A 23,256-nucleotide genomic window follows, 5' to 3' on the forward strand; every position below is an offset into this window, starting at 1 on the left:
GCGATGACGGTGATCGTCCCCACTCTTTGTACGGATTACATCTATTTATGAAATGTCCAAGCTGTTATGTAGTCTTTACCAGATGGCTCTTTCTTTGGCTTCTGACTTGATCACGCCTGATGGATTCGGAGGAATGACCAGATACAGCTCGTTAGGGTTCTCTTCAAGTGTTCGAATCTCGATGTGGTCGGGAATCCGTACCCCAAGAACTTCCTTGATGGCGGATTTCGGATCGCTGAGCAATTTTGCCTTAAAGCTAGGATCCTCCCAAGCTTTTTGAATCAATTGTGTTTGAAAGATGGCTTCTGTCGTCATAAGAATCACCCTTTCAAATAAATTGGTTATTTTTTACTCTTAAAGAATACCATGGAACAAATATAAAATCTATTATTTTTTGCTGAGAATAGACAAATAATAGTTTAACCCGCCAAAAGAAAGGGTTTCTTTACTGTTTTCGATATGATTCGCTTCGGCTTGAAGCTCATCCACCATCGTTTGATGAAAGGAGATGAGATGGGGGGCGTCTATATCTACCGATAAGAGCTGGGCGTGGGTCGCTGCAGCAATGTCTGCATAGGGCTTCAACATGTTGTTAACATAGATGGCTTCTTGAACTTCGGACAGCGTCAGGTTCGCTTCGCGTGGTCGACCCAATTCCGATTTAATGAGAGACAGCAGGCAGTTGTAGCTGCCATCTGCAAGATCCTGCTTCCAATCGGTCCAATCGTCCATCATCTGCAAGGTAAGCAGAACATGGTTCATCACATCATTCGTTCGTGGAATGAGGCCTGCTTGATCAGATAAAAGCAATGAGGCAGTGCTTCCCAGCTTTACGGGAGCCGCTTTTTTTGCGATCATGGCTCGGTTGTGCTTGAAGTAATCGTCCCGGGTTTCGTGGAGGACGCCTTCGGACCATTCATGTGTGTAGTTTTTGAAATAAGACCAGAAGTCGGAATTCGCTGAAAAGTAGGGTTGATAGGATGTGAGAAATTCGTAATACAGCAGGTTGGCAAGTGCGAGATGGTGTTTCGGCTCTATGGTAGACTGACTGTCATGGGGCGAGTCCATAATGTCATCTTGAATGAAGTAGTATAACATGCCGATAATGTTGGCCGCTGAGAGGTGACGGTATACATCGGCGGGGAGAGCGGTCAGTTCTTTCATCCAGAAGGGAAGCAGATAACAAATGTAATTTTTGGAACTGTCCTGCTCGAACACGTCAAACTTTCTCAAGTATGAAAGACCAATTTCATTCAAGGGAGCAGGGAGCTCGGATAGCCTTGCTTCGCAGACTGAGAATGCGGCTGCAAGATCGTCCTCGAAAGGTTTGAACCAGTTCATGGAATCACCAACCTATTCTATATATAAGGAACAAGTGCTTACTTGCTATATTAACATGAATATTTATAAAGTTAAATATTACCAGTCCCATAAAATGGCTAAATATGGTTTTTTTGATGCTGCGACGGGTTCTTTTACAGGCGGTACATCGGTTTTATTGTTTGATTATGGCGACTGGCGTTTAAGTTAGGGATGTACAGCGATAAATCGAAAATGACCATTTAGGAGGAATTCATATGACTCAGAAAATTGTAGGAGCTTTTCGGACGGAGCAGGAAGCAACCCGGGCCATTGAGGATCTAAAGCAGCAAGGTTTCAGAGCCGATGAAATCTCTGTCATTGCCAAGGATCGCGGAGAATCTTCTCATATTCAGGACGAGACCGGCACCAAGGCCCCTGAGGGCTTGGCATCCGGTGCCGCCACAGGCGGTGTGTTAGGCGGTGTAACCGGATTGCTGGCCGGCTTAGGTGCATTGGCCATTCCAGGCATTGGTCCGATCATCGCGGCTGGTCCGATCGCGGCAACACTTACGGGAGCAGCCGTAGGCGCTGGCGCGGGCGGATTGGTAGGTGGTTTGATTGGCCTAGGAATTCCGGAAGAACAAGCGGAGGAGTACGGGGGATATGTGGACGAAGGCCATATTCTGGTCATGGTGGATGCAGATGAAACAAATGGTGGCCGGGTATATGATATATTCCGCAGCAATAGCGCCCTCAATGAACATCATTACCGTGAGGAAGGCACCTATAGCGGTACCGGTGCGCCAGTAGATTCACGCTCTGAAGCAGCGGCTGCGACCGAGGATGCGGTCCCGGACCCTAATCTGTATCAAGGTTATGGTGATGGTAATGGCGGTGCCATTAGTCCGGATCGGGATGAGATCTCGAAGAGACGATAAGGGTTAATGTTAAAAATATGAATTGGCAATAACAAACCGCCCGGGATAAATCCGGGCGGTTTATTATTGCGTTTAACGAGTGTTTACCGCTTACTGCGCTGTCTCTGCGCTCCCCTCGGCCCGTAACCGGGACCGCCAGGTCCGTGTCCAGGACCACCAGGACCGCCGGGTCCATGTCCAGGACCCCCAGGATGCCATGGACCATGTCCATGCCCGTGTCCGTGTCCGGGATATCCGTGGCCACCAGGATATCCCGGATAAAACGGAGGGTAAGGATAGAATGGATAATAAGGTGGATAGTATGGATAAGGATAGAACGGGTATCCGGGGAAGAGCCCTGGAATACCAAGGCTTGTTTGGGATTGAAGGCCTCTTTTAGGATGATGATGACTCAAGCCATGCACCTCTTTCTGCCAGATCGTTATCTCATCCTATGTGGAAGCGGAGAAGAAGGGCACATATCCAGTTAAAATTAGGCGGACGTCCATCGTCGGTATGAATATCAGTGCTGTGCTGTCAGGGCAGAATAATTCAGGTATAACACCTGGTGAATAAAAAGGTGCAAATGACCTCCCCGTTAAGGGTAAGGATCAAATGCACCTTCAGTGTCTACCTACTATATTCAAATATATTGAAGACCCGCTGTGTACGGAAGAGGGATGGCTTCAAAGGTTACGCTGCCGTTAGCCCGATAAGATGATTCCGGATCAAACAGGATCGAGAGTAAACCCTCATCATCCAGTTCCAATGCTTCATTATTCAGGGTAAGTCGGTAAGGACCATGCTCGCCATCTGCCTGAATCAACCCCTCAGGCAGCACAGGAGCCAGCTGGCGTAGCAGTTGTGGGCCGCTAACTACATAAACGGTTCCCTCATTTTGAATATATTCAGGCGTAATGCCGGCTGATTGGATTAATGCTGCCAGCTCTTTATCCTGCCAAGGCAGCGGAATCGTTAGCGCTGAAAGGTTGAAGGAAGAGATCGCCTCGGCGATGACCAGTGCAGCCGCTTCAGGACTTCCTCCCCATTCTACAAGGGTAGACTCTCTCGAAGGAGTCATCACGGTCCCAGGCACGGCTATGATGGCAAATGCGGTCAACACGCCGTCTTCTTCGGCGACAAGCACCTGCTGCTCAAGGCGGATCACGTTGGAGTAGGCGCTTGCACCCAGCAGTTTGTTAAGCTCCGAAGCCGTAGTAACATAACCGGCTTCCCGCTGCTCCATCAGCTTTTGAAGGTGGAATAGATCCTGCGGCTGCATTGCCCGAATGCGCACTTGTTTTCCCGTCACCGCTCGCAAGGGCTCAATGGAGCCCGGGTCAAGACGGAAGCGGAATGCACGGCCGAACAAACGGCTGCCTGCCCGGGTATACAGGGATCTGCCGCCGGAAATGAGGATTAAGGATGCCCCGGAAGCTTCGCCATGACGGATGCACTGTTCCAGGAGACTGCCTGCAAGGCGCTGACCCCGGTAATCCGGATCCGTACAGACGGAGCCGATGGAATAGATATTTAATCGGGCACCGCGAGTCTGGATGGAAAATGGTACGAATCCCATGAATGAGACGAGTTTGTCTTGATCCCAGGCACCGTAGGAATGGCTGATTCCCGGCGAAAATATCGGAGGAAAGGATACCCCCATCGAAGGCTGTTCCGGCTGCTTCAGAAAAATACGGTCGGACAGCTCGACAGCTTGATGTAGTTGATCGCTTTTCATAATAGAAATGTTCATTCGTTGACGCCTCCCCTATGTATGTCACTTGTTACCAGTATAAAGTCATTGGGTGTGGAATATCCAGTAAACGTTTGCAACTTCTTTGTCCGTCCGGCTCCGTCGAATCGATTCTTGAAGAGGCACTTGTTGTGTGCGAGGAAGGGATGATTTTCGGGTAATATAACTTACGAATCTGACACCGGAGGGATGAGCTTGCCAAGTTTTGTTGATTCCATGATTTTATTATGCGGCGCTTTGCTTCTGACAGGCGTACTGACCACCAAGTTTTCTTCTCGCTTCGGCATGCCCGCCCTAGTACTGTTTATCGCCATCGGGATGATTCTCAGTCGCTTCATATATTACGATAATGCGGAGCTCACACAGCTGGTCGGGATATTTGCGCTGATTGTCATATTGTTTCAAGGCGGGATGCAGACCGATTTCAAAGAAATCAAGCCGGTTATGGGGACGGCCATTTCACTTGCCACGATAGGTGTCTTGCTGACAACGGTTGTCGTTGGAATATGTGCTGCATTCATTCTGGATATTTCGTTACAAGAAGGGCTGTTAATTGGTGCGATTGTTGGTTCGACAGACGCAGCGGCCGTCTTCTCGGTTCTCGGCGCAACGAATCTCAAGAAACGGATTCGAATGACGCTGGAGGCTGAATCCGGAAGCAATGATCCGATGGCGGTGTTTTTAACCGTGTCCTTAATCGAATGGATCGAACATCCGAAACTAAATTTGATGGGTCTTATTTTTTCCTTCGTGATGGAGATGGGACTGGGCCTGGTTATCGGTGTTCTTATCGGGATGCTGGCCGTATATGTGATCAATCGCATCAATTTTGATTCCTCGGGTTTATATCCGGTGACGGCCTTGGGGTTCGCGGTGCTGACGTATGCCGCTGCCGCATGGCTTGGAGCCAGCGGTTTGCTGGCCGTATACGTTATGGCTTTGCTGCTCGGCAATACCGAGCTGACGTACCGCAAGACGATTCAAGCATTTAACCAAGGTTTTGCATGGATGATGCAGATCGTCATGTTTGTGCTGCTCGGGCTCCTTGTCTTCCCGAACGAGCTGTCGGAAGTCGTATGGCAAGGACTGTTGTTGTCCTTGATTCTCATCTTTATTGCCAGGCCGATCGGCGTGTTCAGCAGCCTGTTGTTTACCAAATTTGCCGTACGGGAGAAAATATTAATTTCATGGGCGGGCCTTCGTGGGGCCGTACCGATCGTCCTGGCTACATATCCCGTTCTGGCGGGAATCAGGCATGGAGAATTGTTTTTTAATGTCGTGTTCTTTGTTGTGTTGACCTCAGCGGTGATCCAAGGCACCACGATCTCCCCGCTCACGCAAAAGCTTTCGTTGGTGGAGAAGGATAAAGCCAAAGCGCCGACTTTATTAGAGTTAATGGCTCTTGGAAAAGCGGATTCCGAGATCAACCACATTCTGGTGGATGGGGATATGCCCATTATCGGCAAGGAGATTCAGCAGCTGAATCTGCCGGACGATATCCTCTTTACGGCTATTATTCGGGAGAAGCGTATCATTACGCCTAGGGGGAGTACGGTTATTGAGGCAGGGGATACTTTATATGTGATGAATCCGAAACAAAAGCGGAAGGAAATGAAAACGATCCTGGGGTTGTCTTAGGGTTCTTAGCGGCCGGAGAAATATGATGCCTATCATAGCTATCGATCTTAAAAATAAATTAGGATAGGTATAAATAGGAGGTAATTTCTTCATCCTATCTTCATCTGATAAGTTTCAATTCCCTTTGCAAAAGAGACAAGAATCTGTTATGATTAATACAAGGATTTAGAATAAGTCTAAATACAAAAACAAAGGAGACGATATAGATGAGTAATTTAACCCAACAAACACAAGGAACGACAACCGATGAACTTCAACAAATTTTGAACACGCAGGTAGCCAACTGGAGTTTGCTTGGCGTAAAGCTTCACCACTATCACTGGTATGTAAAAGGTCCTCAGTTCTACGTGCTGCACGAGAAATTCGAGGAGCTGTACAACACAGCAGCAGGTTATGTGGATGAGCTGGCCGAGCGGATGCTGGCCATTGGCGGTAAACCGGCAGCCAGCATGGCGCAATATTTGAAGCTGGCTACGCTGCAAGAGGTTTCCAATGAGAATACGGCTGAACAGATGGTCGGACAACTGGTTGCGGATTTTGAGCAGCTTGCCGGTGAACTGAAGGCGGGGATCGCTGCCGCGGATCAAGAAGGGGACGACGCTACATCCGATCTGTTGACCGGTATGGTCAGCGATGTACAGAAGCATTCCTGGATGCTGAATGCCTTCTTGGGTAAATAAATTTCACATTTGTATGCTTGCCGTCTCATGACGGATTGCGAATATAGGGAGGGAGATCGACGGATAGGGGTCGATCTCTTTTTTTTGTTCACCTTGCGAGTGATGTTGTAAGATTAAATTTGAAATTTATTGCGTCTTTCTTCAATGCGCAACGTATACAGTTTATAGTTATTTTTAATTGCGGATAGGAGTAGTGAGGATGACAGAGATGGAATCACGACAACAGCTGGAATCGCAGCTTCAAGAGATTTTGAAATGGGAGAAAGAGCAGAAGGACGTCATGTTCTGGGAGAAGCTCGGAAGAATTCCCTTTATGCTGCTGGATCGCCTCACGCCCAAGGCTGTTCAAGAGAAAATCGGAAGCGCCTTGAATGAGGTAGGCGGATTTATTCAGAGCGGCGGGAAACATCTGGTTCGCGAGAAGTCGGTACTGAATGTTTTGGCGCAGACAGCAGGATTGAACGGTCCGAATGTGGGTGCCGGCCCTTCCGAAAAGTCCGCTCAGGAGGAATACATGGAAGTGGAAGATGAGGACGGAGGGGTGGCAGCGGCTTCCGGGCTTACTTTGGCATCTGCAGCGAAGCTGCCGCTCCAAGTCATGGATACCGCAGCGGATACGCTGACGGTAAAACGCGTCAAATTTGCCGCAGCGCAAGGAGCAGCAACGGGAATCGGGGGCATCTTTACGATTGCGGCCGATCTGCCGATGGTGCTTGGTCAATCGCTCAAGGTGCTGCAGGAGATGGCGCTTTGTTACGGGTATGATCCGAACGATCCCCGGGAGCGGGTGTTTATCGTGAAGTGCTTGCAGTTTGCATCTGCCGATATCGTGGGAAAAAAAGCGGTGCTTGAGGAGCTCGCCAGTTTTGATGATGAACAAGTGACGGAGCAGGTATTCTCTCAGCTGCAGGGCTGGCGTGAGGTCGTTCAGTCGTATACCGATAACTTCGGGATGAAGAAGCTGTTTCAGCTGATTCCGATTGCCGGCATTGTATTCGGTTCGATCAGTAACAAAGGGACGATTAGCGATGTGGCTGAGGCAGGGAAAATGCTCTACAAGAAGCGGCGTCTAAATTACCGGCTTAGGAATATGGAACATCCCCTGTAACCGTTTATTTCTCCTGATAAATTAACAAAAAAAGGGTTGCCCCACCATAGGCGGGCAACCCTTTTTATCATCATTACGGTAATTAGAACGGACGTATTTCACGCAAAAGGCTTCCTATCGGTTATCCACTTTTTCCGGATACAGGTCATGATTCATCAGACGGTTCGCGGCGATCTCCTCGTATTTGGTCCCCGGACGACCGTAATTGCAATACGGATCGATGGAAATACCGCCCCGCGGGGTGAATTTCCCCCACACTTCGATATATCTCGGATCCATCAGTTTGATGAGGTCATTCATGATGATATTGACGCAGTCCTCATGAAAGTCCCCGTGATTTCGGAAGCTGAACAGGTACAGCTTCAAGGATTTGCTCTCCACCATTTTAATATCCGGAATGTAGCTGATGTAGATGGTTGCAAAGTCCGGCTGGCCTGTAATCGGGCACAAGCTTGTAAATTCGGGACAGTTGAATTTGACGAAGTAATCCCGGTAGGGATGCTTGTTGTCAAAGCTCTCCAGAATGTCGGGATCATATTCGAACGTGTATTTTGTGCCTTGGTTGCCGAGCAGGGTAACGTCTTCCATTTCTTCTTTTTGTCTTCCAGCCATATGGGATAGCTCCTTTATTCATATTAATAAATGCACAATCAAGTGTAGCGATTTTTTTTATTACAACGTCACACTCCGCGTTTATTGCCCCAGACGAGCGTGTGCAATTGCGGCAGGACACGCACATCGTTCAACCGGTCGGATTGCATGACGGCATCGACAAGCCACTCGTACCGATCCAGCAGATGGGAGACCAGCGAAGCGGTATCGCCTGTACCTACATCGGGATTACCGGTCTGCAAATAAAACGGCACGTTCGGGTATCGTTCATGGACCGTTTCCGCATAACTTAAGTCTTTATCGTCAAATACGACAACCTTGAGGCTGAAGGTTCTGCCGGGCGCCCGTGCGGACAGCCGGGAGACGATATCATCGAGCTTGCCCCAGTCCGTATCCATACCTGAGCTTGGCGGCTTGGGAGAGATGGTCACTTCATCGATATCATTCAGCCAATCCTGCCAGCGTGAGCCTTGGGTCTCCACGGCAACGGTAATTCCGTGTCGATGCAGCTCATCCACAAGCGTGCCGAGCTGGGAGAGAAGAGCGGGATTGCCACCCGACAAGGTGACATGATCGAACCGTTCGCCGCCCAACCGGTACAGCTCTTGCCAGATCTCGTCTGCGCTCATGCGCGATATGTTGTCCTTGGCGGAACCGTCCCACGTAAACGCGGAGTCGCACCAGGAACAGCGATAGTCGCAGCCCGCCGTACGAACGAACATGGTCTTGCGTCCAACGACCATGCCTTCACCTTGAACGGTAGGACCGAAAATCTCCATCACGGGAATCGGACGGTCCACTGCTATGACAGGGGAGGAGGCATTTGAATCGTTCTCAGGCTTAACATGCACATTATTCATTGATCATCCACTCCCGTCTGACCTCAGCGTAGCTGGTCGGCGTCTCGAACAGGCGAACGAATTCGGTTCGTGTGCCTTGCTGCTCGTACGACTCTCTGCTGCGGAGGGCTTCCTCCATTTTTTCAAACAGCCATACAACCATGTTCTCTGCTGTCGTGTTCATCGGCGGCAAAGTCTCGTTCAGGTAACGGTGATCCAGATACGGTTCGATACTCGTTTTCCAGCAATCCTTAATGTCCCCGAAATCCACGGTAATGCCCACTTCATTGGGAATACCGCTGATGCCAAAGACTACTTTGTACGTGTGGCCGTGCAAGTTCTTGCATTTTCCCTCATAGCAATGCAGATGATGGGCAGCATCAAAGGTAAACTCTTTGGAGACCAGCACCCGCTTCCGGTGGTAACGCAGGCTTCCGGCATCGATGTCTTCGCCAAGCTTCTGCAGATGCTCTACGATGCGGAAAGCCCCTGGCTCGCGGCTCATACCAGGCGCCCCCCATCAGATACACGGTTACGGCGCTGCATGTAGTTATCGAGCCCCGCTTTTCTCAGCTTGCATGCAGGACATTCTCCGCAGCCGCCGCCCTTGATGCCGTTATAGCAGGTTAACGTATGGTCACGAACGTATTCGAGTGCATTCATCTGGTCGGCGAGCTCCCAGGTTTCCGACTTGTCGAGCCACATAAGCGGCGTGTGAATGACGAACGGGTAATCCATTGCTAGATTTAGCGTAACGTTGAGCGATTTGATGAAGCTGTCCCGGCAATCGGGATAACCGCTGAAATCCGTCTCGCATACGCCCGTGATCAGATGTTTTGCACCGATGCCCTTGGCCAGCACAGCGGCAAAGCTGAGGAACAGCAGGTTTCGTCCCTCCACAAATGTAGTAGGCAAGCCGTCGCCTTCGGCAATTTCGATATCGCTGCGCGTTAACGCATTCGGCGCCAGCTGATTAAGCAGGCTCATATCGAGCACCGTTTGCTTCACGCCTTGTTCCTTGGCGATCTGTGCCGCGCATTCTATTTCAAGCTTATGGCGTTGGCCATAATCGAAGGTTACGGTTTCGACTTCGGCGAAGCGTTCCTTCGCCCAGAACAGGCAGGTGGTGCTGTCTTGACCACCGCTGAAAACAACGACCGCTTTTTCATTTTTAAGCATAAAAAAACCTCTCATCCTTCATAATTTAAGAGCAGCCGAAAAGGGCTGAACCTGTAGAAGAAAGAGAAGTTCATTGAACTGAATCCGTAAAAAAACAAGCCTTATTCTTAGGGTGTAGCACCGAATAAGACACGATAGTTTTTTATAGAGGGAGTTCACGAACCTCTCCCATGCACCGCGATAGGCGCATGGATTGTCTTCTGTTGTCCTTGTGACCGCATGGGTGTTAAGATCCAGCATGCAGTCTGATTATGCCCTCCATTATAACACGGCTCGATTATTTGATAAACACTCCGCCAAAGGGAATTGCTTCCCGCAGAAAACGCTTGATGATGCCTTCATCATTTAATTCGTCTACGAGCCGCTGATTCTGGCGTCCCGCTTGAAACAACACATACCCGTCACCGGTCAGCTTCCAGTGATAGTTCATGTGCTGGCTGGCGAGATGATTGCCATATACGGTCAGGTCCAGTTTAGCCGCTTCGGGATAGGCGATGATGCTTCCGGCGTCCACATACAATGGCTCGGTAGGATGCAGCTTGACTTTGCATACCGGACCTTGGGTCAGAATGCCGATGCTGCCATTCCCGGAAAACTTCATCTTAATGGCATCTCGCGTGACCAGCATGTTTTTGATTTTCAGTATTCTTGTCTGCATCGTAACAAACTGGGTGTAAAAGAAAACATGACGAAAATCATAGAGCATGTCCTGTTCGCCTTCCAGCTGAATTTCATGCATGTTGAAGCCTGGGGGGAGCGCAGCCGTAAATTGGCTGGGTCCTGTAATATCGGCACGAATCCATTTTTTCTTGCGGTATATGCCCTTTACGTTCATGAGACGGTCGCTGCGTCCGGAGGAGGGACCCCGATAGGCAACGATTTGCTCAGGATGAAGGACATGGGCCGTGTCCCCCTCAGTCAGGGAGAACGTAACCGCTTGTCCCGCTCCGCTGCCCGCTGCATCTTCCATTCGGATAATCATGGCCGCGCCTCCTTTTGGCTGGTTGGATGGTGGGGATCTGGATAAAAGCTTGTCCTATTTAGAACGGTTCGTTCGGCGCATGCCGAATCGCAGGACGCGAATGATGACAAAGTATCCGGCAGCCAATGCCACGGCGGTGATCGCCACGGTCTTTAAACGCTCCGCCCCACGTTTTCGGGTGGCTTCAGCCTCTTGAAGCTGGCTTACCATTTGAGTTAATTGCTGGTTTTGCTCCGCGAGATTGGAGTTCTGCTCCGCCAGGGTCAGATTTTGCTGCTGAAGCCGTTCGGAAGCGATTCTGGCTTTATCGAGCTCCTGCAGGGCTTGGTTATAGTTGCTCTTGAGCTGGTTTATTTCATCGGGCAGTTCGGAGAACTGCTGGATATTATCGTACAAATTGTTAAAGTAATTGGCGCTGGCGGTCCGTCCACCGGCCGGCAGCGCGATCCCCGCCACCAGCAGTATGAGAGAAAGTTGGATGAGTCTGGATTTTGTCGGCTTATGCATGTGGGATCACCACCATTCGATTATTTATAGTAAATACGAATCAAATTTCGACAGGTTTCTATTAATATATATTACCCACATTCGCATGGGAAGTGAATCTATTAGAAGCTAAGTTGTTTAACTTGCTCATGTGGAGGGTAATGTAATCAAGCAAGCGCATAGAAGCCATCCCATACGAAATGAACATAAAATGAACTAGCAGATAAAAAGGAGATTTCGATCATGATGAAAGATAACAACGTGAAGAAAATTATGATTACAGTGAATGGAAAGCCCGTGGGTAACGGATTGTTAATTGATAAAGTAACGTACGCTCCCATTCAACGCACTTCAAGACATATGGGGGATACCAAACCCGTTTCGGCAGCAGAAATAGGTTAATAGACGCTGTGTATGAAATCAAAAGCCTTTGAAACCCGGAGAACACCTCCGGTTTTTTTGCGTTTGATTCATAATGGAACTTCGCTCTTTTGTGCATGGGCTTGGGATAAAACAGAGAATTCGTCTGAATATGACGGTTTAGGGAAGATATCATTACAAATTTATACAATTTTCTTTTATACTAGGTTGTAAGATGATCCAATATACATAAACCATAATTTGAGAAAAGGAGTTTTGAAGAAATGGCCTATTGTATACATTGCGGTAACGAATTAAGGGATGGCCTCACACATCAATGTGTTAACGACAGCTCAGGGAATCCTATGAAATACACGGCTGCAGCGGCGGAGCCGGAACAAGGGCGTCCAGATTCCGAATCTGCCGGTGCTCCGCATGCCAAAACCTCATCCGCCGTTCAAGTCGATGGACAGGTGCTGCTGAATCTATTGAAAAATCCGATGAGTGCATTGAACATGCGAGGGGATCAGACAGGCATGCTCTACGGCATCATCGGGATGGCTTCCAGCATCATCGGTTTTTGGTTGTTTGGTCTTGGGATCAAGCAGATGTTCTATTCCGGGCTGGGCATGATGTCGGCCTTGATAAGCGATTTCAGCATGGGGAGCCGGGCGCTTTTGCTGGGATTGTTCTCAACCGTTATTTTATTGGGTTCTTTCTGGTTTACGGGCAATATGGTTACGAAGCAGAAGCTTGACATGAAGGAATTCATTGCGAAGATGGGTTCTTTCCAGCTGCCGTTCGGAGCGGCGCTTATCTTAAGCGGATTGATCAGTTTCATGTCGTTAAAGCTGGCATTCCTCATCCTTGTATTGGCTTTAATGACCGGATTGGCAGCGAACAGCGCAGCCGTTATCGAATTGTACCGCATGGGATCAAGCCAATGGATTAAATTTTTAGGGGTTGCTTTAGGCATTTATGTTCTATTTCTAGCCGTTGTACAGACCGTTTTATTGTAGGAATAAGGAAATTTGGGGCAGTAAAAGATTCCCTTGTCCGAATTGTGACAAAAATCTGCATAACTAAAAGACCGCAGCTGATAGGGCTGTGGTCTTTTTTTGTCGAATTCGCAATGGGAACATATGTTCCGTGACAGTAAGATGTCCATCTGTATTGGTACATTATTAGAAGAAGAGGAAAGAGGTGGATGTATTGCAGTCTGGCTTGTTTTCGGATTTTACATGGAGCCACAGCCATGTATTCGCTGGGGGGACTAGTCAAGTCTTTCTGCTGATCGAGTGGAGGGTTGGTACGTCACAGCAAAAAACGCAGTCTCATGGCTTTAATCAGCGCTTGGCTGAAGATGTCCAACTACACCTTCAATTAGGGGAACGCGTTCAAGTGGAACATATGTATGGATGCCATGGTGAGATGCTGAATGATCGCAACATGTCGTTGTCTTTAGGCTCTTTGCTGGAAGGGAGATCCAAACAGCTGGTTCTTGAGCTGAGTGTCGGAGCTAGGCAATCGGGGGTGTATCCCATTATTACCGCCCTATGGACATATATGGATGTTCAGAAGCAGAAGGTGGTTTTGCAGCCTTCCCGCACGATACCGCTTCAATTCAGCAATCATACGGCATTGAAATACCGAAGAGCAGATTATCGTGTTGAGAAGGTGCTGAAGTTATACCAGAATGCTTCCATTCTGGAGCAAGCAAGAAGAGAGCTGGAACGGGGGAAGTTGGCTCGAGGGGAAGAAATGATTCGCAGACAGGCAGATGAGATGCTTTTATACGCAATACGATTTCGGGATAGGGATTATTTGAAGGAAGCAGAAACCCTTTATCAACTAATTGGTTTGTATCTGGATACATATCGGCAATTATCTTCTGAAAATGCGAACAGAAAAAGGGACTTTAGGCTTAAAAATTAACTAGGAATCAAGAATCTGTATATAAAAAAGGAAAAATGATTTCAGGGTCGAATGTACTACTTAGCAGTCAAGCAAAATATGTCTAATTTACTAGAAAGATAGGGAGAATGCCATATGACAGACCGACTGATCCGACTAATGAGAATCATTACCCTTGTACAAGCAAGACCAGGTATACTGGCTCGAGAGCTTGCCGAACGTTGTGGAACCAGCGAAAGAACCATTTATCGGGATATGGATGCCCTCAGCGCCATGCATATTCCCATCACTCACCAAGGACGAGGCCGCGGTTACACATTTATCGGGCATTTTGCAATGTACCCGCTTGGTTTAACGGAAGAGGAGGTACAGGCGTTATTTAAACTGTTGACCATATTGGAAAAAGTCAAGCCGATGCTGCCCGATGAATTTGAAAGCGCTTATGAGAAAGTGTTGGCTGCTGTATATAAGCAAAGCGCGGAAAAAGCTGAAATCCAGGCCGGGGACCGGGATGAATCCTCCACCGGTTTATAACGGTTCCACTACGTGTAACAATTAAACCTCGAACGAAAGCACACATATTCATGTGACTATCGTCGAGGTTTTTATCAGTTTATAGGGAAATAACCATTATCTTGTGGAGATGCGAATGTACTAGTAAATTAGAATCAGGATAGGGATATTATACCAAAATGGAAGATTATATGATAATATAACTATAATTTCTCTTATCCATCCAAAAATGTAATGGATGTGTAATTGTGAGAGACGGCGGTAGATGTCCCTAAGCAAGGGCGTAGGAAGGAGATATGGAGCAAGGGCATAGGTTGATTCCACAACTTGTATAGGAGGATATTCATGAAAAAAGAGTTAACTAGCAAGGTAAGAAAATGGAATGTTAAGCTATTGGTTATGGCTTTGATTAGTACGGCATGGATCGGTTTTTACGATCCTATTCCTGTTGAGGCAGATAGTGCTGTTGGAGGTCCTAAATTAGCAGTTTTGGTAGACGGAAGAAAGGTAAAGTTTCATGGCGGAGATCCTGTCTTTGAAAATGGCCGGGTGCAAGTGCCACTCAGAGGTATTGGAGAAGCTTTAAAGGCTGAAATCGGTTTTAGCGGTAAAACTGTTACTTATAAGAAAGATGGAAAATCGATTGCTCTTACCTTAGGGAGTAAAGAGGCCGTTGTAAACGGTAAAAGTGTCACTATGGATACGGCTGCTAAAGCTGTTAAAGGGCGAACTTATGTGCCATTAAGATTTGTAAGCGAGAATCTTGGAGTTCCCGTAAATTGGGATGGAGTCGGCAATTGGGTTTGGATTGGTTCGAGGGAAGTTCCAACAATTGCTGAAGCAGGTATCCCAAAACTACCAATGAGTAAAAGGTTCGCAGATTTGGTTTCTACAAAGAAATTCTATATCGACAATAAACCAAGTGTCCAAGTCTTTACCTTGGATGATCTTCCACTAGAAATCGGTGATCGTATCATATACGATGTGTGGCCGGTTAAGTTTGGTGAGTACCAATCATTAAGGATTCGCTATTCTAACTTTCGGGCAAACATCTTCTATCTTGGAGATCAAGTCCGTAGTAGAGGCAATACCAACTACTTAATTAATAAAGATAAGACTGTAACAATAACCTATCAAACAACGAGTGAAGGAGACGATTTAAGAGACGGGGATAAGAATTATAAGTCGTTTAAGTTGAATAAAGCTCTATACATTGGATTTGACATCGGTACTGATTCTCTGATATTACTTCAGAATCCATTTAAGTAAGGGTGCAATCCATGAAAATGAAAAAAGTATTATTTGGATTGCTAGTGGTGTTGATATTAAATTCTACAATAATTCAAAGTGTCTATGCAGCATTACCTACCACTCCAAAACCTAGTAATCGAAATATACATTACTTTGTTGGATTGTTCAGTTATGAAATTTGGAGATACTCTGATGGAGTAACTTGGACACCTGAAGGATATAAAGGACAGCGCAATAAAAAGATGCCATATACCTATAGTTTCGATATCCCTAACCGGAAAATAAAGAGTGTTTCAGTTGAATGGTTTGATGTAAGTATGTCAGATCCAGATGGCAGGGATCTTTATTTTCGTTCCCGGTATCAGCAAGAGACTTGGGATGATCGATACAGAAGCGTAAGTAACAGATACACGCCAAGAATTGATGGTAATGTTCATGGATATGGTACTGATGCGGTTACTTTTAATATTGAAGTGATCGGGGACTTGGATGCACTAGATCCAGTTGTGACCACAAAACAAGAGCAGAATGAAAACGTTATGGGACTTCGGTATTACTTCCCAATCCTTTTCACAATCGAACTTGAGCCCGAAGTAGGTAATGCCATTATAAAACACTATACGACTACAGGTCGTTCACTGAACGGCATCCCGGGTTTTACTGATCGTGAAGAAGTATTAGAGAAGAACAGTCCTTACTCTTTTACTCATACACCTGGGAATCTAGACTATACATATGTTGGACATAAGAAAAGTACTGTCTCAGCCCCGAGTGGCGGATCAATAACACCTGGTGACCCTGGCCGTTTTACGTATGATGGCTCATTTCCGACATATTATCTGTTTTTTTACTATGAGACCGATACACCGCGCCCTCCTGACCCTGACCCACCTGAGGCCTCCTGCACGAGACCTTCTCCAGGGACGAAAATGAATGGTCGTTTCATGGATCCGGTGGTCACAGCGAAGATTCTCGCTGACCTGCGTGGAAGTGAACGTTTTGATGTTTTGCAAGGAATACCGACGTCTGAAAGTCTATATGGTAATATTTTGACTCGTAATTACCTGTATCAGAATACATTTGTAAACATGACAGGTATCTGTTCCTTTAAAGTGAATGTAGAAAAAACATGGACGTTGCATTGGGATCCAGGAAAACCAGGACCAAATGATCCGAGCGGTAATCCTACAACAGTACCTGATCCACAACAAGCCGAAGAGAAGGTCACAGAACGATACACCGTGGAACGGCCATATTCTTATTGGGTGATCGATAACCTTGAAGTCTATAAGATCGATCAGGGGACTCTAAGGAATTACGCACTACCAGGTGAGCAAATCACAATTTATCCACAAGGGTATCAGCCACCGCAGTTTACAACCAGTGCATCTGGAGCGTTTTATCCACCATCCCCACCTGATCCCATTGTAGCCCCATCAGGAGTTTACGGGGGAAATTCATATAAAACAAAGCCTTCCCCGCCAAATGAGAATCTGCAGAGCGTAGCTGAGAATGCTGTAGAAAAAGTTGAGGTCACGAATGACTCTCTGGTTTTTAACGGGTCTACCATTATGAATTCGAATCGAACACTCGAAAAAGGACCCACTCCTGGCAGCATCCCTGCTCCCACACATATTAGTGACAATGTGCTGTACAAGCCCAATAATATGATTAGCATTGATAAGATTAACAGGGCCAATACAACGAGCGCAGGTACTATTCAATATGGTTTATTACCAGGGAATATTAATGGTGGAAGTAATAAGGAATTTCCGATTCATGCCATTAACACCGTCACCGTCCATACGCCGGTAGTCAATTATTCGTCGGTGACGGATGATCAGGCCCACAATCAGAAGACAACCCCGAACCCGAAGCGGTCTGCTTTCATCTTGGATCGGCCGTTTACGGTACGCATCCCTACCTCGGGTCAGCATCGGAACATCCAGGGGTACGGAGACCGGGACTATGCGAAGTATGTAAGATCGAAGCAGGTGTATTTTCCGTTCGATGTCTACAGCAGCGACAGGAGCACCTTTTATCCAAAAGACACCTGGATCACAATTCCGACGGATCAGCTGGACACGGAGTTTTTCCTGCCGGTATGGGTGGATGAAGGCAATTATCAGGTATACTTCCGTACGATCGCGGAGAACGCTCCTTCCGACTTTACGACACAGCCCAGCGCAAATCTGGATTTGGCTCACCATGTGGCTACGGATATAGAACCGGTCGAAGTGATCGGACGCGTATATGATTTCCATATCACGGATATAGCCGATTATAACTGGGAGACGGTCTTCCGCAAACAAAAAGGGAGTGCGGCACCAAGCGGCGCGTCCTATTGGACAGGACTTCGCGATATTGACGGTGGAGCACGCGGGAACTCGCTGCCGTACACACTTCCCATCGCACCGGGCAAGCATCCGGCACAGGGATATAAGAATGCGGCCGTAAAGACAGGCTACCACTTCAAATTTGATTTGAAGACAAAGGGCAATATGTTTGGTGTACAAGACGGCATTTCCATTACACCGAGTTTTTATTTCGTTCATCCAGATGGCAGCGGACGGCAGCCCGTTGATCTGTATTACCATAGCGGAAATCGAAAGTTCATTCGGATCGGTTCCCCGCAGGACACGGAGAAGCGCTATGTCGTTCTGAATGAAAGGCTGCGCAATGTTCCGCAAGGCGAGCTGCAGGATAACGCTTCATATTTGTACAACCGCGGCGGAGCCCCGGCGGGAATGTCCGCGGCAGCTTACTTGAGGCAGTATTTGGAGAAGACCAGCAAGAATAAGACCTGGATAGGGCGGCTCGACTGGATGCTGCTGCCATCCGAAATACGAACACTGATCGGCCCGAAGTCAGGGTTGCCAGCCTCCGTTGACACGGAGCGGGCTAACGCGGCTATTCAGCGCTGGTACGGTGAATACAGTCTTCCTGCCGACGTGTACGTAGTGAAGAAAGGGACCGACCTGGCCGCTTATGGACGGACGAACCGACTGGACGAGAAATCCTCGGTTTTTCTGAAAAAAGGGTATATCGTGGTCAATTTCAACATCGAGACGATCCGGGAGGGCAATACGGCCAAACCCCATCTGCAATACATTCATGGCCCACTCATGAATCAATGGCAGCTTGAAGGATACAGCCGCACGTATAATGATCCATATGGTAAGCGGTTCTCTCTGATGGACGGGGATGTCATATTCTATCATGCCGATCAGTCCAGCAAAGGGGATTTTAGATCCCAGGTACCTCATTAAAGTTTTCACTTAACACCAAAACAGCCACGCCTGATTATTCTTAAAGGCAGTGGCTGTTTTGGTTGTGCTCGCTGTACTCGCAATGAAAAAGCTCTGTTGATCCAAGGCTACGCTGTTTACTCTATGGCATGAGGTTAGTTACAGACAATGGCCTGTGTATCCCGCATATGGTATCAAACCGTAAGCATCAACGCCAACGCATTCGGTTTATCTCAATGCGGGGGCCAGGTATCGTTATCGTAGAGATAGCGGACAAAAGCCATTGGATTCCGATACGAGTTCTTCCACGCTTCTCCCATGCCGGCCTCCAGGAAACCATACCGTTGATCACAGCCGTTGCACTCAATGAAATAGAGCCTTCCATCTTCGGTGATCCCAATGTCCAGCCCAAAATCGGCAGCATACGGAATAAACAGGGACAGGATCCGGGCGATATGCAGGGAGAATTCCGCAATGCGCTCGAGGGTTTCTCCAACAGGGGCATTCGGCATACAGCGGGTTAGAATGTCAGGTACCTGATAGGCGGAGCCCCCCTGCGCGATGTTGGAGACGAAGGTTTGAGGCGGCGAGGTTTTGGCAAACATGCCCGCGATTTCCCAGCTGCCGCTGCCTCCCCGCTGTACCGTGACCCTGATGTCAAAGGGACGTCCCCTGTATTCTGCCAGCGGGATCCGCTCCTGCGCCAGAAAGGGCGCACGCTTGATTCTCTGGTAAATTAGAGGATGAAGCTTGCCCTCGGCTAACGTTACGGTTCTCCATCCTTTAGCCGATGGGGAGGAGCGGGAATACGTCAGCTGACTGTGCCCGGTGCTTCTTTTCAGCCGCATAATACCGATGCCGATGCTGCCGCTGCATGGTTTTAAGACGAGGTCACCATGCTGGCTTAGCATGGATCGAATGGAGACGGGCGTTGCCTTTACCGTATGCGGCAAGGCATTCGATAATCCCGAATCCTGTTCCAGCATATGGTGTATCGTATCCTTGCCGTAGCGCGTACGGCCGTTAAACACAAAGATTCCTTGTTTGATCAGATCCTCGATCCGCTTGAGTTCGCGTCGGTTGTGGTAGATGGCGCGCATATGGATAGCCCGCGGAATGGGAATATAGACACGGCGATACCCGGATGGAATGGGTATATATCCTGTCACCATTCCGGTATCCAATGAAATATGATGAATGGTAAAAAAACAAGGAACCAGTCCGTACATGGCAGCGGCTTCTTCATAGTTAGCCAGTGATTCAGTGCCGATTCTCCCGCTGGAAATTCTGCGATACGTGTTGTTGTTGAGCAGAATGCCGACAAATTCCGGATGCATGGTCATCCTCCTTGTTACCATAGATCATGGAGTCTTTGTACCACATCCTATGCAGGAGGAAGTTTGTCCTGGATGGACGGGTGTCGCCCGTGGTTGGCCTAATCTTTACCGGAGATTAGTCACCAATTGACCCTGATTCGGTATATGTTAAGGTATCAGGCCATACACATGTCAGGTATGCGTTATTTTGAATTAGGGCAATGAAACACTGCTGGTATCAAGGGGATGGGTACCTATGATATATCAGTAGTGGTTTTTCATATAGATAAGTTGTGAGAAGGGTGTGGAGTTATGGGTTTGCGGAAGGTGGCAGTTGTGACGCCGGGGTCGTTTGTTATTCCTTCGGGGAGGAGCAGCTCGGTCGAGCGTGTAGTGGAGCAGACGATTCCATTGGCACAGGGAGCCATGGATGTGCGCATATTCGGAGTGCTTGGAAAAGGACTCCCTTCAAAAGACACGATCAACGGCGTTCCGTGTTACCGCCTGCCATCGGGAGCGAATTATTATCCTTCCCTGCTGCGGAGGCTTCAGAAATGGAGACCGGATATTATCGAAGTACACAATCGCCCGCTGTTAGCACAGCGTCTGAAGATGCATCTCCCGGATGTAAAGACTGTACTTAATCTCCACTCCAATACCTTTATATCGCCTCCGTATATGAGCGAGCAGCGCTTTGGGAACATTGCCAGGTGGATGGACGGCATCGTGGTGAACAGCCGTTTTTTGCTGGAAGATATCACGATAAGACATCCAGAGCTGTCGGATAAAATTACGATTAATCATCTCGGAGTCAGTCTGGAGCATTTTACTCCGCCCTTCAGCCCGGCAGCCAAGGCATTGCGGGAAGCCAGACTTGCTCATTACGGATGGAGCGGGCGGCGCATCATCCTGTTTGCCGGACGACTGATTCCGGATAAAGGCGTTCACCATTTGCTGGAAGCACTGCCGCAGATCATGGAGAAGCATCCGGATGTGCTGCTGCTCATTATCGGGAGCGCCGGATACGGATCGGATCGGGAAACCGCTTATGTACGGGAATTGAAAAGAACTGCAAGACCATACCAACATTGGGTAAACTTCCGCCCCTTTGTACCATACCCGGCCATTGCGGATTGGTATTCGCTTGCAGACATCGTAGTGGTTCCATCTGCACCCAGAGAGGCGTTTGGGCTTGTAAATGTCGAAGCCATGGCTGCAGGCGTGCCGGTAATCGCTTCAAGTGCCGGAGGAATTCCGGAAATTGTGGAAAACGGAGTGACGGGGTATTTGGTCCAGAGCGATGATTTTCCAGCCGGACTTGCGCAGCGGATTAACACTCTGCTACAGGACGAAAATCTTCGCAGACAGATCGGAATGGCCGGTCGCGAAACGGTGCGGCAGCGCTTCAGATGGGATCATACGGCCGAGCGCTGGGTTCATTTGATGCAAACCATCTGAGGGTATCCGATGGAACAGTGGCAGGCGCCCCCCTTGCCGAATAGGATGAAGTAACGATTAGAAGCAGAGGAGAGAGCCGACAGTGAACAAAGCCAGAAGGATGATCACCAGGGGAAGAGGGAAGAGACCGTACCGGCGATATCCTGGCCGTCTCAAGACATCCGCGTACAGAACGGGTATTGATCGTGGTGGTACGGCCGAATATGAGTTGGCCGATGATACGATTGACTCGGCTCATCTTCGACATCGCAGTGTAAGAAGCGAGGCGATTGAAGACTATTCTGTATATAGCATTCATCTATCCCCTGAATCGATTACTTCCTCTAAAATTGCAAGCCATTCGGTGGACTTGGCGCATTTGAGCTTTAATCCGGTACAAGGGATGCCTGACAGGCCGTTAATGCAGCAGTTTGGCGATATGCCCTTCATGTTTCCTGAAGGCGTGGACACCATCGATGTTGCCGTCTCGCTCCCGTCCCCTTATGCCGATGAAAATTATGTCATGGTAGTATCATGCAGCGACCCCGGGTTTCAAGCGGGGGTCAGGTCACGGAAAGAGCTTCAGGCGATGGTCGGCATCACAAGGTCCGCAGGCAATCCGCTTGCAGCCGGATGGTTATCATGGATAGCGATAGGCGGGCAATAGGGTCGTACAAAAAGGGCAGGGAGCTTACTCCCCGCCCTTTTTGTATGTACAGATAGCGGATGGGGATAAGCGTTGGGGTATAACCGTACATATGCCGTTACGGTGAAGGAGAGCAAACATACAATAGGATAGATTGCCAAGGAGCAAGTGACCGTTACGAGGGAGGAGGAGTGCAAGTATGCGCAATGTGCAGCGGTTAAGGCCCCGAAGAAGGTCGGTTTCTCGGCGTCCTTCCAGGGAATCGTTGCAGCCACCCGCTAATCCTACCACCTACCGTCCTATGGAACCACAGATCCCACGGGAGAATCATCCCCATCCTTACGTGTCTGTCATTATTCCAGCTATGAATGAAGCCGGTAAGATTTCCGCGGTCATAGCAGAAGCACGGGCGGTTCATCCCGAAACGGAGGTTATCGTTGTTGCGAACGGGTGTAAGGATCAGACCGCTGTTGTCGCAGAACGGATGGGAGCCAAGGTGTTGTCTTTTCCGGAGCCGCTTGGACACGATGTGGGACGAAGTGTAGGCGCTCAAGCAGCTAAAGGACGAATTCTTCTTTTTACAGACAGCGATATGGTTATTCCCTCCGGTGAGTTAAGGCCTTTCGTCCAGGCGGTTCAATCCGGCGTTGATGTGGCCTTGAACGATTATACCGGTCCTATCGATCGGCAGCCGGTTCACCGGGTTATTCTTGCGAAATATACATTAAATTCGATGCTTGGAAGGTCTGATTTGCGGGGTGCGTCCATGACAGCCGTACCGCATGCCTTAAGCCGTCGGGCGCTGGAGACGATCGGTGCAAGTGAGCTGTCCATTCCGCCGAAAGCGCAAGCGGCTGCAGTGAACCGGGGGCTGCGTGTGGAGGCGGTTTATCGCGTAGAAGTCGGACGCTTGAATCCCGGTCGAATCGCGGGCGGAGATCCGCTGGAAATGCTGGTGCTTGGCGATCATTTGGAAGCACTGGAAGCCGTGATGGCAGAGCGTGGTGTCCGAGGCGGATATCACGATGGTGGACGAAGACGGAGCGTGGTGAGGTGAGCACGTGCAAAGATGGGT

At 48.6% G+C, this 23,256-nt stretch carries 25 protein-coding genes and 1 riboswitch; of the genes, 15 read left to right on the forward strand and 10 right to left on the reverse strand.

The genetic code is table 11. The features are described from left to right. Positions 1-75 precede the first annotated feature (75 nt). Positions 76-315, reverse strand: a complete 240-nt coding sequence (locus OHJ21_RS27285; RefSeq protein WP_098742453.1) for an NHLP leader peptide family RiPP precursor — start codon at positions 313-315, stop codon at positions 76-78. A 72-nt stretch (positions 316-387) separates the two neighbouring features. Then, positions 388-1,341 (reverse strand): hypothetical protein, encoded by a 954-nt coding sequence (locus OHJ21_RS27290; RefSeq protein ID WP_100540727.1) that lies wholly within the window; start codon positions 1,339-1,341, stop codon positions 388-390. A gap of 55 nt (positions 1,342-1,396) precedes the next feature. Here OHJ21_RS27290 and OHJ21_RS27295 point away from each other — a divergent pair, with 55 nt between their 5' ends. The 3 genes from OHJ21_RS27295 to OHJ21_RS27305 all read left to right on the forward strand — a co-directional run bounded on the left by OHJ21_RS27295 (position 1,397) and on the right by OHJ21_RS27305 (position 2,619). Continuing rightward, positions 1,397-1,531: a hypothetical protein gene (locus OHJ21_RS27295; protein WP_279300486.1), complete on the forward strand. Its 135-nt coding sequence runs from the start codon at positions 1,397-1,399 to the stop codon at positions 1,529-1,531. Positions 1,532-1,577: 46 nt separating this feature from the next. After that, complete coding sequence (locus OHJ21_RS27300; protein WP_100540728.1) at positions 1,578-2,240, forward strand: general stress protein; 663 nt, start codon at positions 1,578-1,580, stop codon at positions 2,238-2,240. 79 nt (positions 2,241-2,319) lie between these two features. Next, positions 2,320-2,619, forward strand: a complete 300-nt coding sequence (locus tag OHJ21_RS27305; protein ID WP_165789768.1) for a hypothetical protein — start codon at positions 2,320-2,322, stop codon at positions 2,617-2,619. A gap of 243 nt (positions 2,620-2,862) precedes the next feature. Here OHJ21_RS27305 and OHJ21_RS27310 read toward each other — a convergent pair whose 3' ends face one another. Beyond that, complete coding sequence (locus OHJ21_RS27310; protein ID WP_100540729.1) at positions 2,863-3,972, reverse strand: GNAT family N-acetyltransferase; 1,110 nt, start codon at positions 3,970-3,972, stop codon at positions 2,863-2,865. 189 nt (positions 3,973-4,161) lie between these two features. Between OHJ21_RS27310 and OHJ21_RS27315 the strand changes: the two genes are divergently transcribed. The 3 genes from OHJ21_RS27315 to OHJ21_RS27325 all read left to right on the forward strand — a co-directional run bounded on the left by OHJ21_RS27315 (position 4,162) and on the right by OHJ21_RS27325 (position 7,398). After that, a complete protein-coding gene (locus OHJ21_RS27315) occupies positions 4,162-5,610 on the forward strand; it encodes a potassium/proton antiporter (RefSeq protein WP_207797541.1) in 1,449 nt (482 codons plus the stop codon). Between the two features lie 206 nt (positions 5,611-5,816). Then, positions 5,817-6,290, forward strand: coding sequence for a Dps family protein (locus OHJ21_RS27320; protein ID WP_100540731.1), 474 nt, complete (start codon positions 5,817-5,819; stop codon positions 6,288-6,290). A 199-nt stretch (positions 6,291-6,489) separates the two neighbouring features. Further along, entirely contained in the window at positions 6,490-7,398 is a 909-nt protein-coding gene (locus OHJ21_RS27325) for an EcsC family protein (protein ID WP_100540732.1), read from the forward strand. Positions 7,399-7,512: 114 nt separating this feature from the next. On the opposite strand, the gene queF is transcribed toward OHJ21_RS27325, so the two are convergent. From queF to OHJ21_RS27355, 6 genes are all read right to left on the reverse strand, one after another. Next, positions 7,513-8,010, reverse strand: coding sequence for a preQ(1) synthase (gene queF / locus OHJ21_RS27330; protein ID WP_100540733.1), 498 nt, complete (start codon positions 8,008-8,010; stop codon positions 7,513-7,515). Positions 8,011-8,078: 68 nt separating this feature from the next. Continuing rightward, on the reverse strand, positions 8,079-8,870 hold the full coding sequence (queE, locus tag OHJ21_RS27335; protein ID WP_411830457.1) for a 7-carboxy-7-deazaguanine synthase QueE: 792 nt from the start codon (positions 8,868-8,870) through the stop codon (positions 8,079-8,081). Continuing rightward, positions 8,863-9,354 (reverse strand): 6-carboxytetrahydropterin synthase QueD, encoded by a 492-nt coding sequence (gene queD / locus OHJ21_RS27340; RefSeq protein ID WP_100540734.1) that lies wholly within the window; start codon positions 9,352-9,354, stop codon positions 8,863-8,865. Before queD ends, queE begins: the two co-directional genes overlap by 8 nt. Next, a complete protein-coding gene (queC, locus tag OHJ21_RS27345; RefSeq protein ID WP_326115395.1) occupies positions 9,351-10,028 on the reverse strand; it encodes a 7-cyano-7-deazaguanine synthase QueC in 678 nt (225 codons plus the stop codon). The genes queD and queC overlap by 4 nt, the downstream gene beginning before the upstream one ends. A gap of 134 nt (positions 10,029-10,162) precedes the next feature. Continuing rightward, positions 10,163-10,200: riboswitch (PreQ1 riboswitch) on the reverse strand. Positions 10,201-10,305: 105 nt separating this feature from the next. After that, positions 10,306-11,010, reverse strand: coding sequence for an AIM24 family protein (locus OHJ21_RS27350; protein ID WP_326095303.1), 705 nt, complete (start codon positions 11,008-11,010; stop codon positions 10,306-10,308). Positions 11,011-11,064: 54 nt separating this feature from the next. Further along, positions 11,065-11,517 (reverse strand): cell division protein ZapB, encoded by a 453-nt coding sequence (locus OHJ21_RS27355; RefSeq protein WP_100540737.1) that lies wholly within the window; start codon positions 11,515-11,517, stop codon positions 11,065-11,067. A gap of 222 nt (positions 11,518-11,739) precedes the next feature. On the opposite strand from OHJ21_RS27355, the gene OHJ21_RS27360 reads away from it, so the two are divergent. The 6 genes from OHJ21_RS27360 to OHJ21_RS27385 all read left to right on the forward strand — a co-directional run bounded on the left by OHJ21_RS27360 (position 11,740) and on the right by OHJ21_RS27385 (position 18,803). Further along, positions 11,740-11,898 (forward strand): hypothetical protein, encoded by a 159-nt coding sequence (locus OHJ21_RS27360; RefSeq protein WP_164817240.1) that lies wholly within the window; start codon positions 11,740-11,742, stop codon positions 11,896-11,898. Between the two features lie 323 nt (positions 11,899-12,221). Beyond that, positions 12,222-12,875 (forward strand): hypothetical protein, encoded by a 654-nt coding sequence (locus tag OHJ21_RS27365; protein WP_486021640.1) that lies wholly within the window; start codon positions 12,222-12,224, stop codon positions 12,873-12,875. A 184-nt stretch (positions 12,876-13,059) separates the two neighbouring features. Continuing rightward, entirely contained in the window at positions 13,060-13,791 is a 732-nt protein-coding gene (locus OHJ21_RS27370; protein ID WP_486021641.1) for a hypothetical protein, read from the forward strand. A gap of 114 nt (positions 13,792-13,905) precedes the next feature. After that, positions 13,906-14,304, forward strand: a complete 399-nt coding sequence (locus tag OHJ21_RS27375; RefSeq protein WP_100540740.1) for a helix-turn-helix transcriptional regulator — start codon at positions 13,906-13,908, stop codon at positions 14,302-14,304. Positions 14,305-14,628: 324 nt separating this feature from the next. Next, positions 14,629-15,552, forward strand: coding sequence for a copper amine oxidase N-terminal domain-containing protein (locus tag OHJ21_RS27380; RefSeq protein ID WP_486021642.1), 924 nt, complete (start codon positions 14,629-14,631; stop codon positions 15,550-15,552). Positions 15,553-15,563: 11 nt separating this feature from the next. Next, positions 15,564-18,803, forward strand: a complete 3,240-nt coding sequence (locus OHJ21_RS27385) for a DUF5704 domain-containing protein (RefSeq protein WP_486021643.1) — start codon at positions 15,564-15,566, stop codon at positions 18,801-18,803. 212 nt (positions 18,804-19,015) lie between these two features. Here the strand turns inward: OHJ21_RS27385 and OHJ21_RS27390 are convergent, their stop codons facing one another. Then, complete coding sequence (locus OHJ21_RS27390) at positions 19,016-20,119, reverse strand: YheC/YheD family endospore coat-associated protein (protein ID WP_100540743.1); 1,104 nt, start codon at positions 20,117-20,119, stop codon at positions 19,016-19,018. A 291-nt stretch (positions 20,120-20,410) separates the two neighbouring features. On the opposite strand from OHJ21_RS27390, the gene OHJ21_RS27395 reads away from it, so the two are divergent. The 3 genes from OHJ21_RS27395 to OHJ21_RS27405 all read left to right on the forward strand — a co-directional run bounded on the left by OHJ21_RS27395 (position 20,411) and on the right by OHJ21_RS27405 (position 23,238). Next, a complete protein-coding gene (locus tag OHJ21_RS27395; RefSeq protein ID WP_100540744.1) occupies positions 20,411-21,556 on the forward strand; it encodes a glycosyltransferase family 4 protein in 1,146 nt (381 codons plus the stop codon). A gap of 82 nt (positions 21,557-21,638) precedes the next feature. Further along, entirely contained in the window at positions 21,639-22,202 is a 564-nt protein-coding gene (locus tag OHJ21_RS27400; protein ID WP_100540745.1) for a WIAG-tail domain, read from the forward strand. A gap of 178 nt (positions 22,203-22,380) precedes the next feature. After that, positions 22,381-23,238 (forward strand): glycosyltransferase family 2 protein, encoded by an 858-nt coding sequence (locus OHJ21_RS27405; RefSeq protein ID WP_100540746.1) that lies wholly within the window; start codon positions 22,381-22,383, stop codon positions 23,236-23,238. The last annotated feature ends 18 nt before the right edge of the window (positions 23,239-23,256 follow it).

Origin of the sequence: Virgibacillus sp. LDC1, assembly GCF_025792345.1 — a bacterium.
Classification (GTDB): domain Bacteria; phylum Bacillota; class Bacilli; order Paenibacillales; family Paenibacillaceae; genus Paenibacillus_AQ; species Paenibacillus_AQ lautus.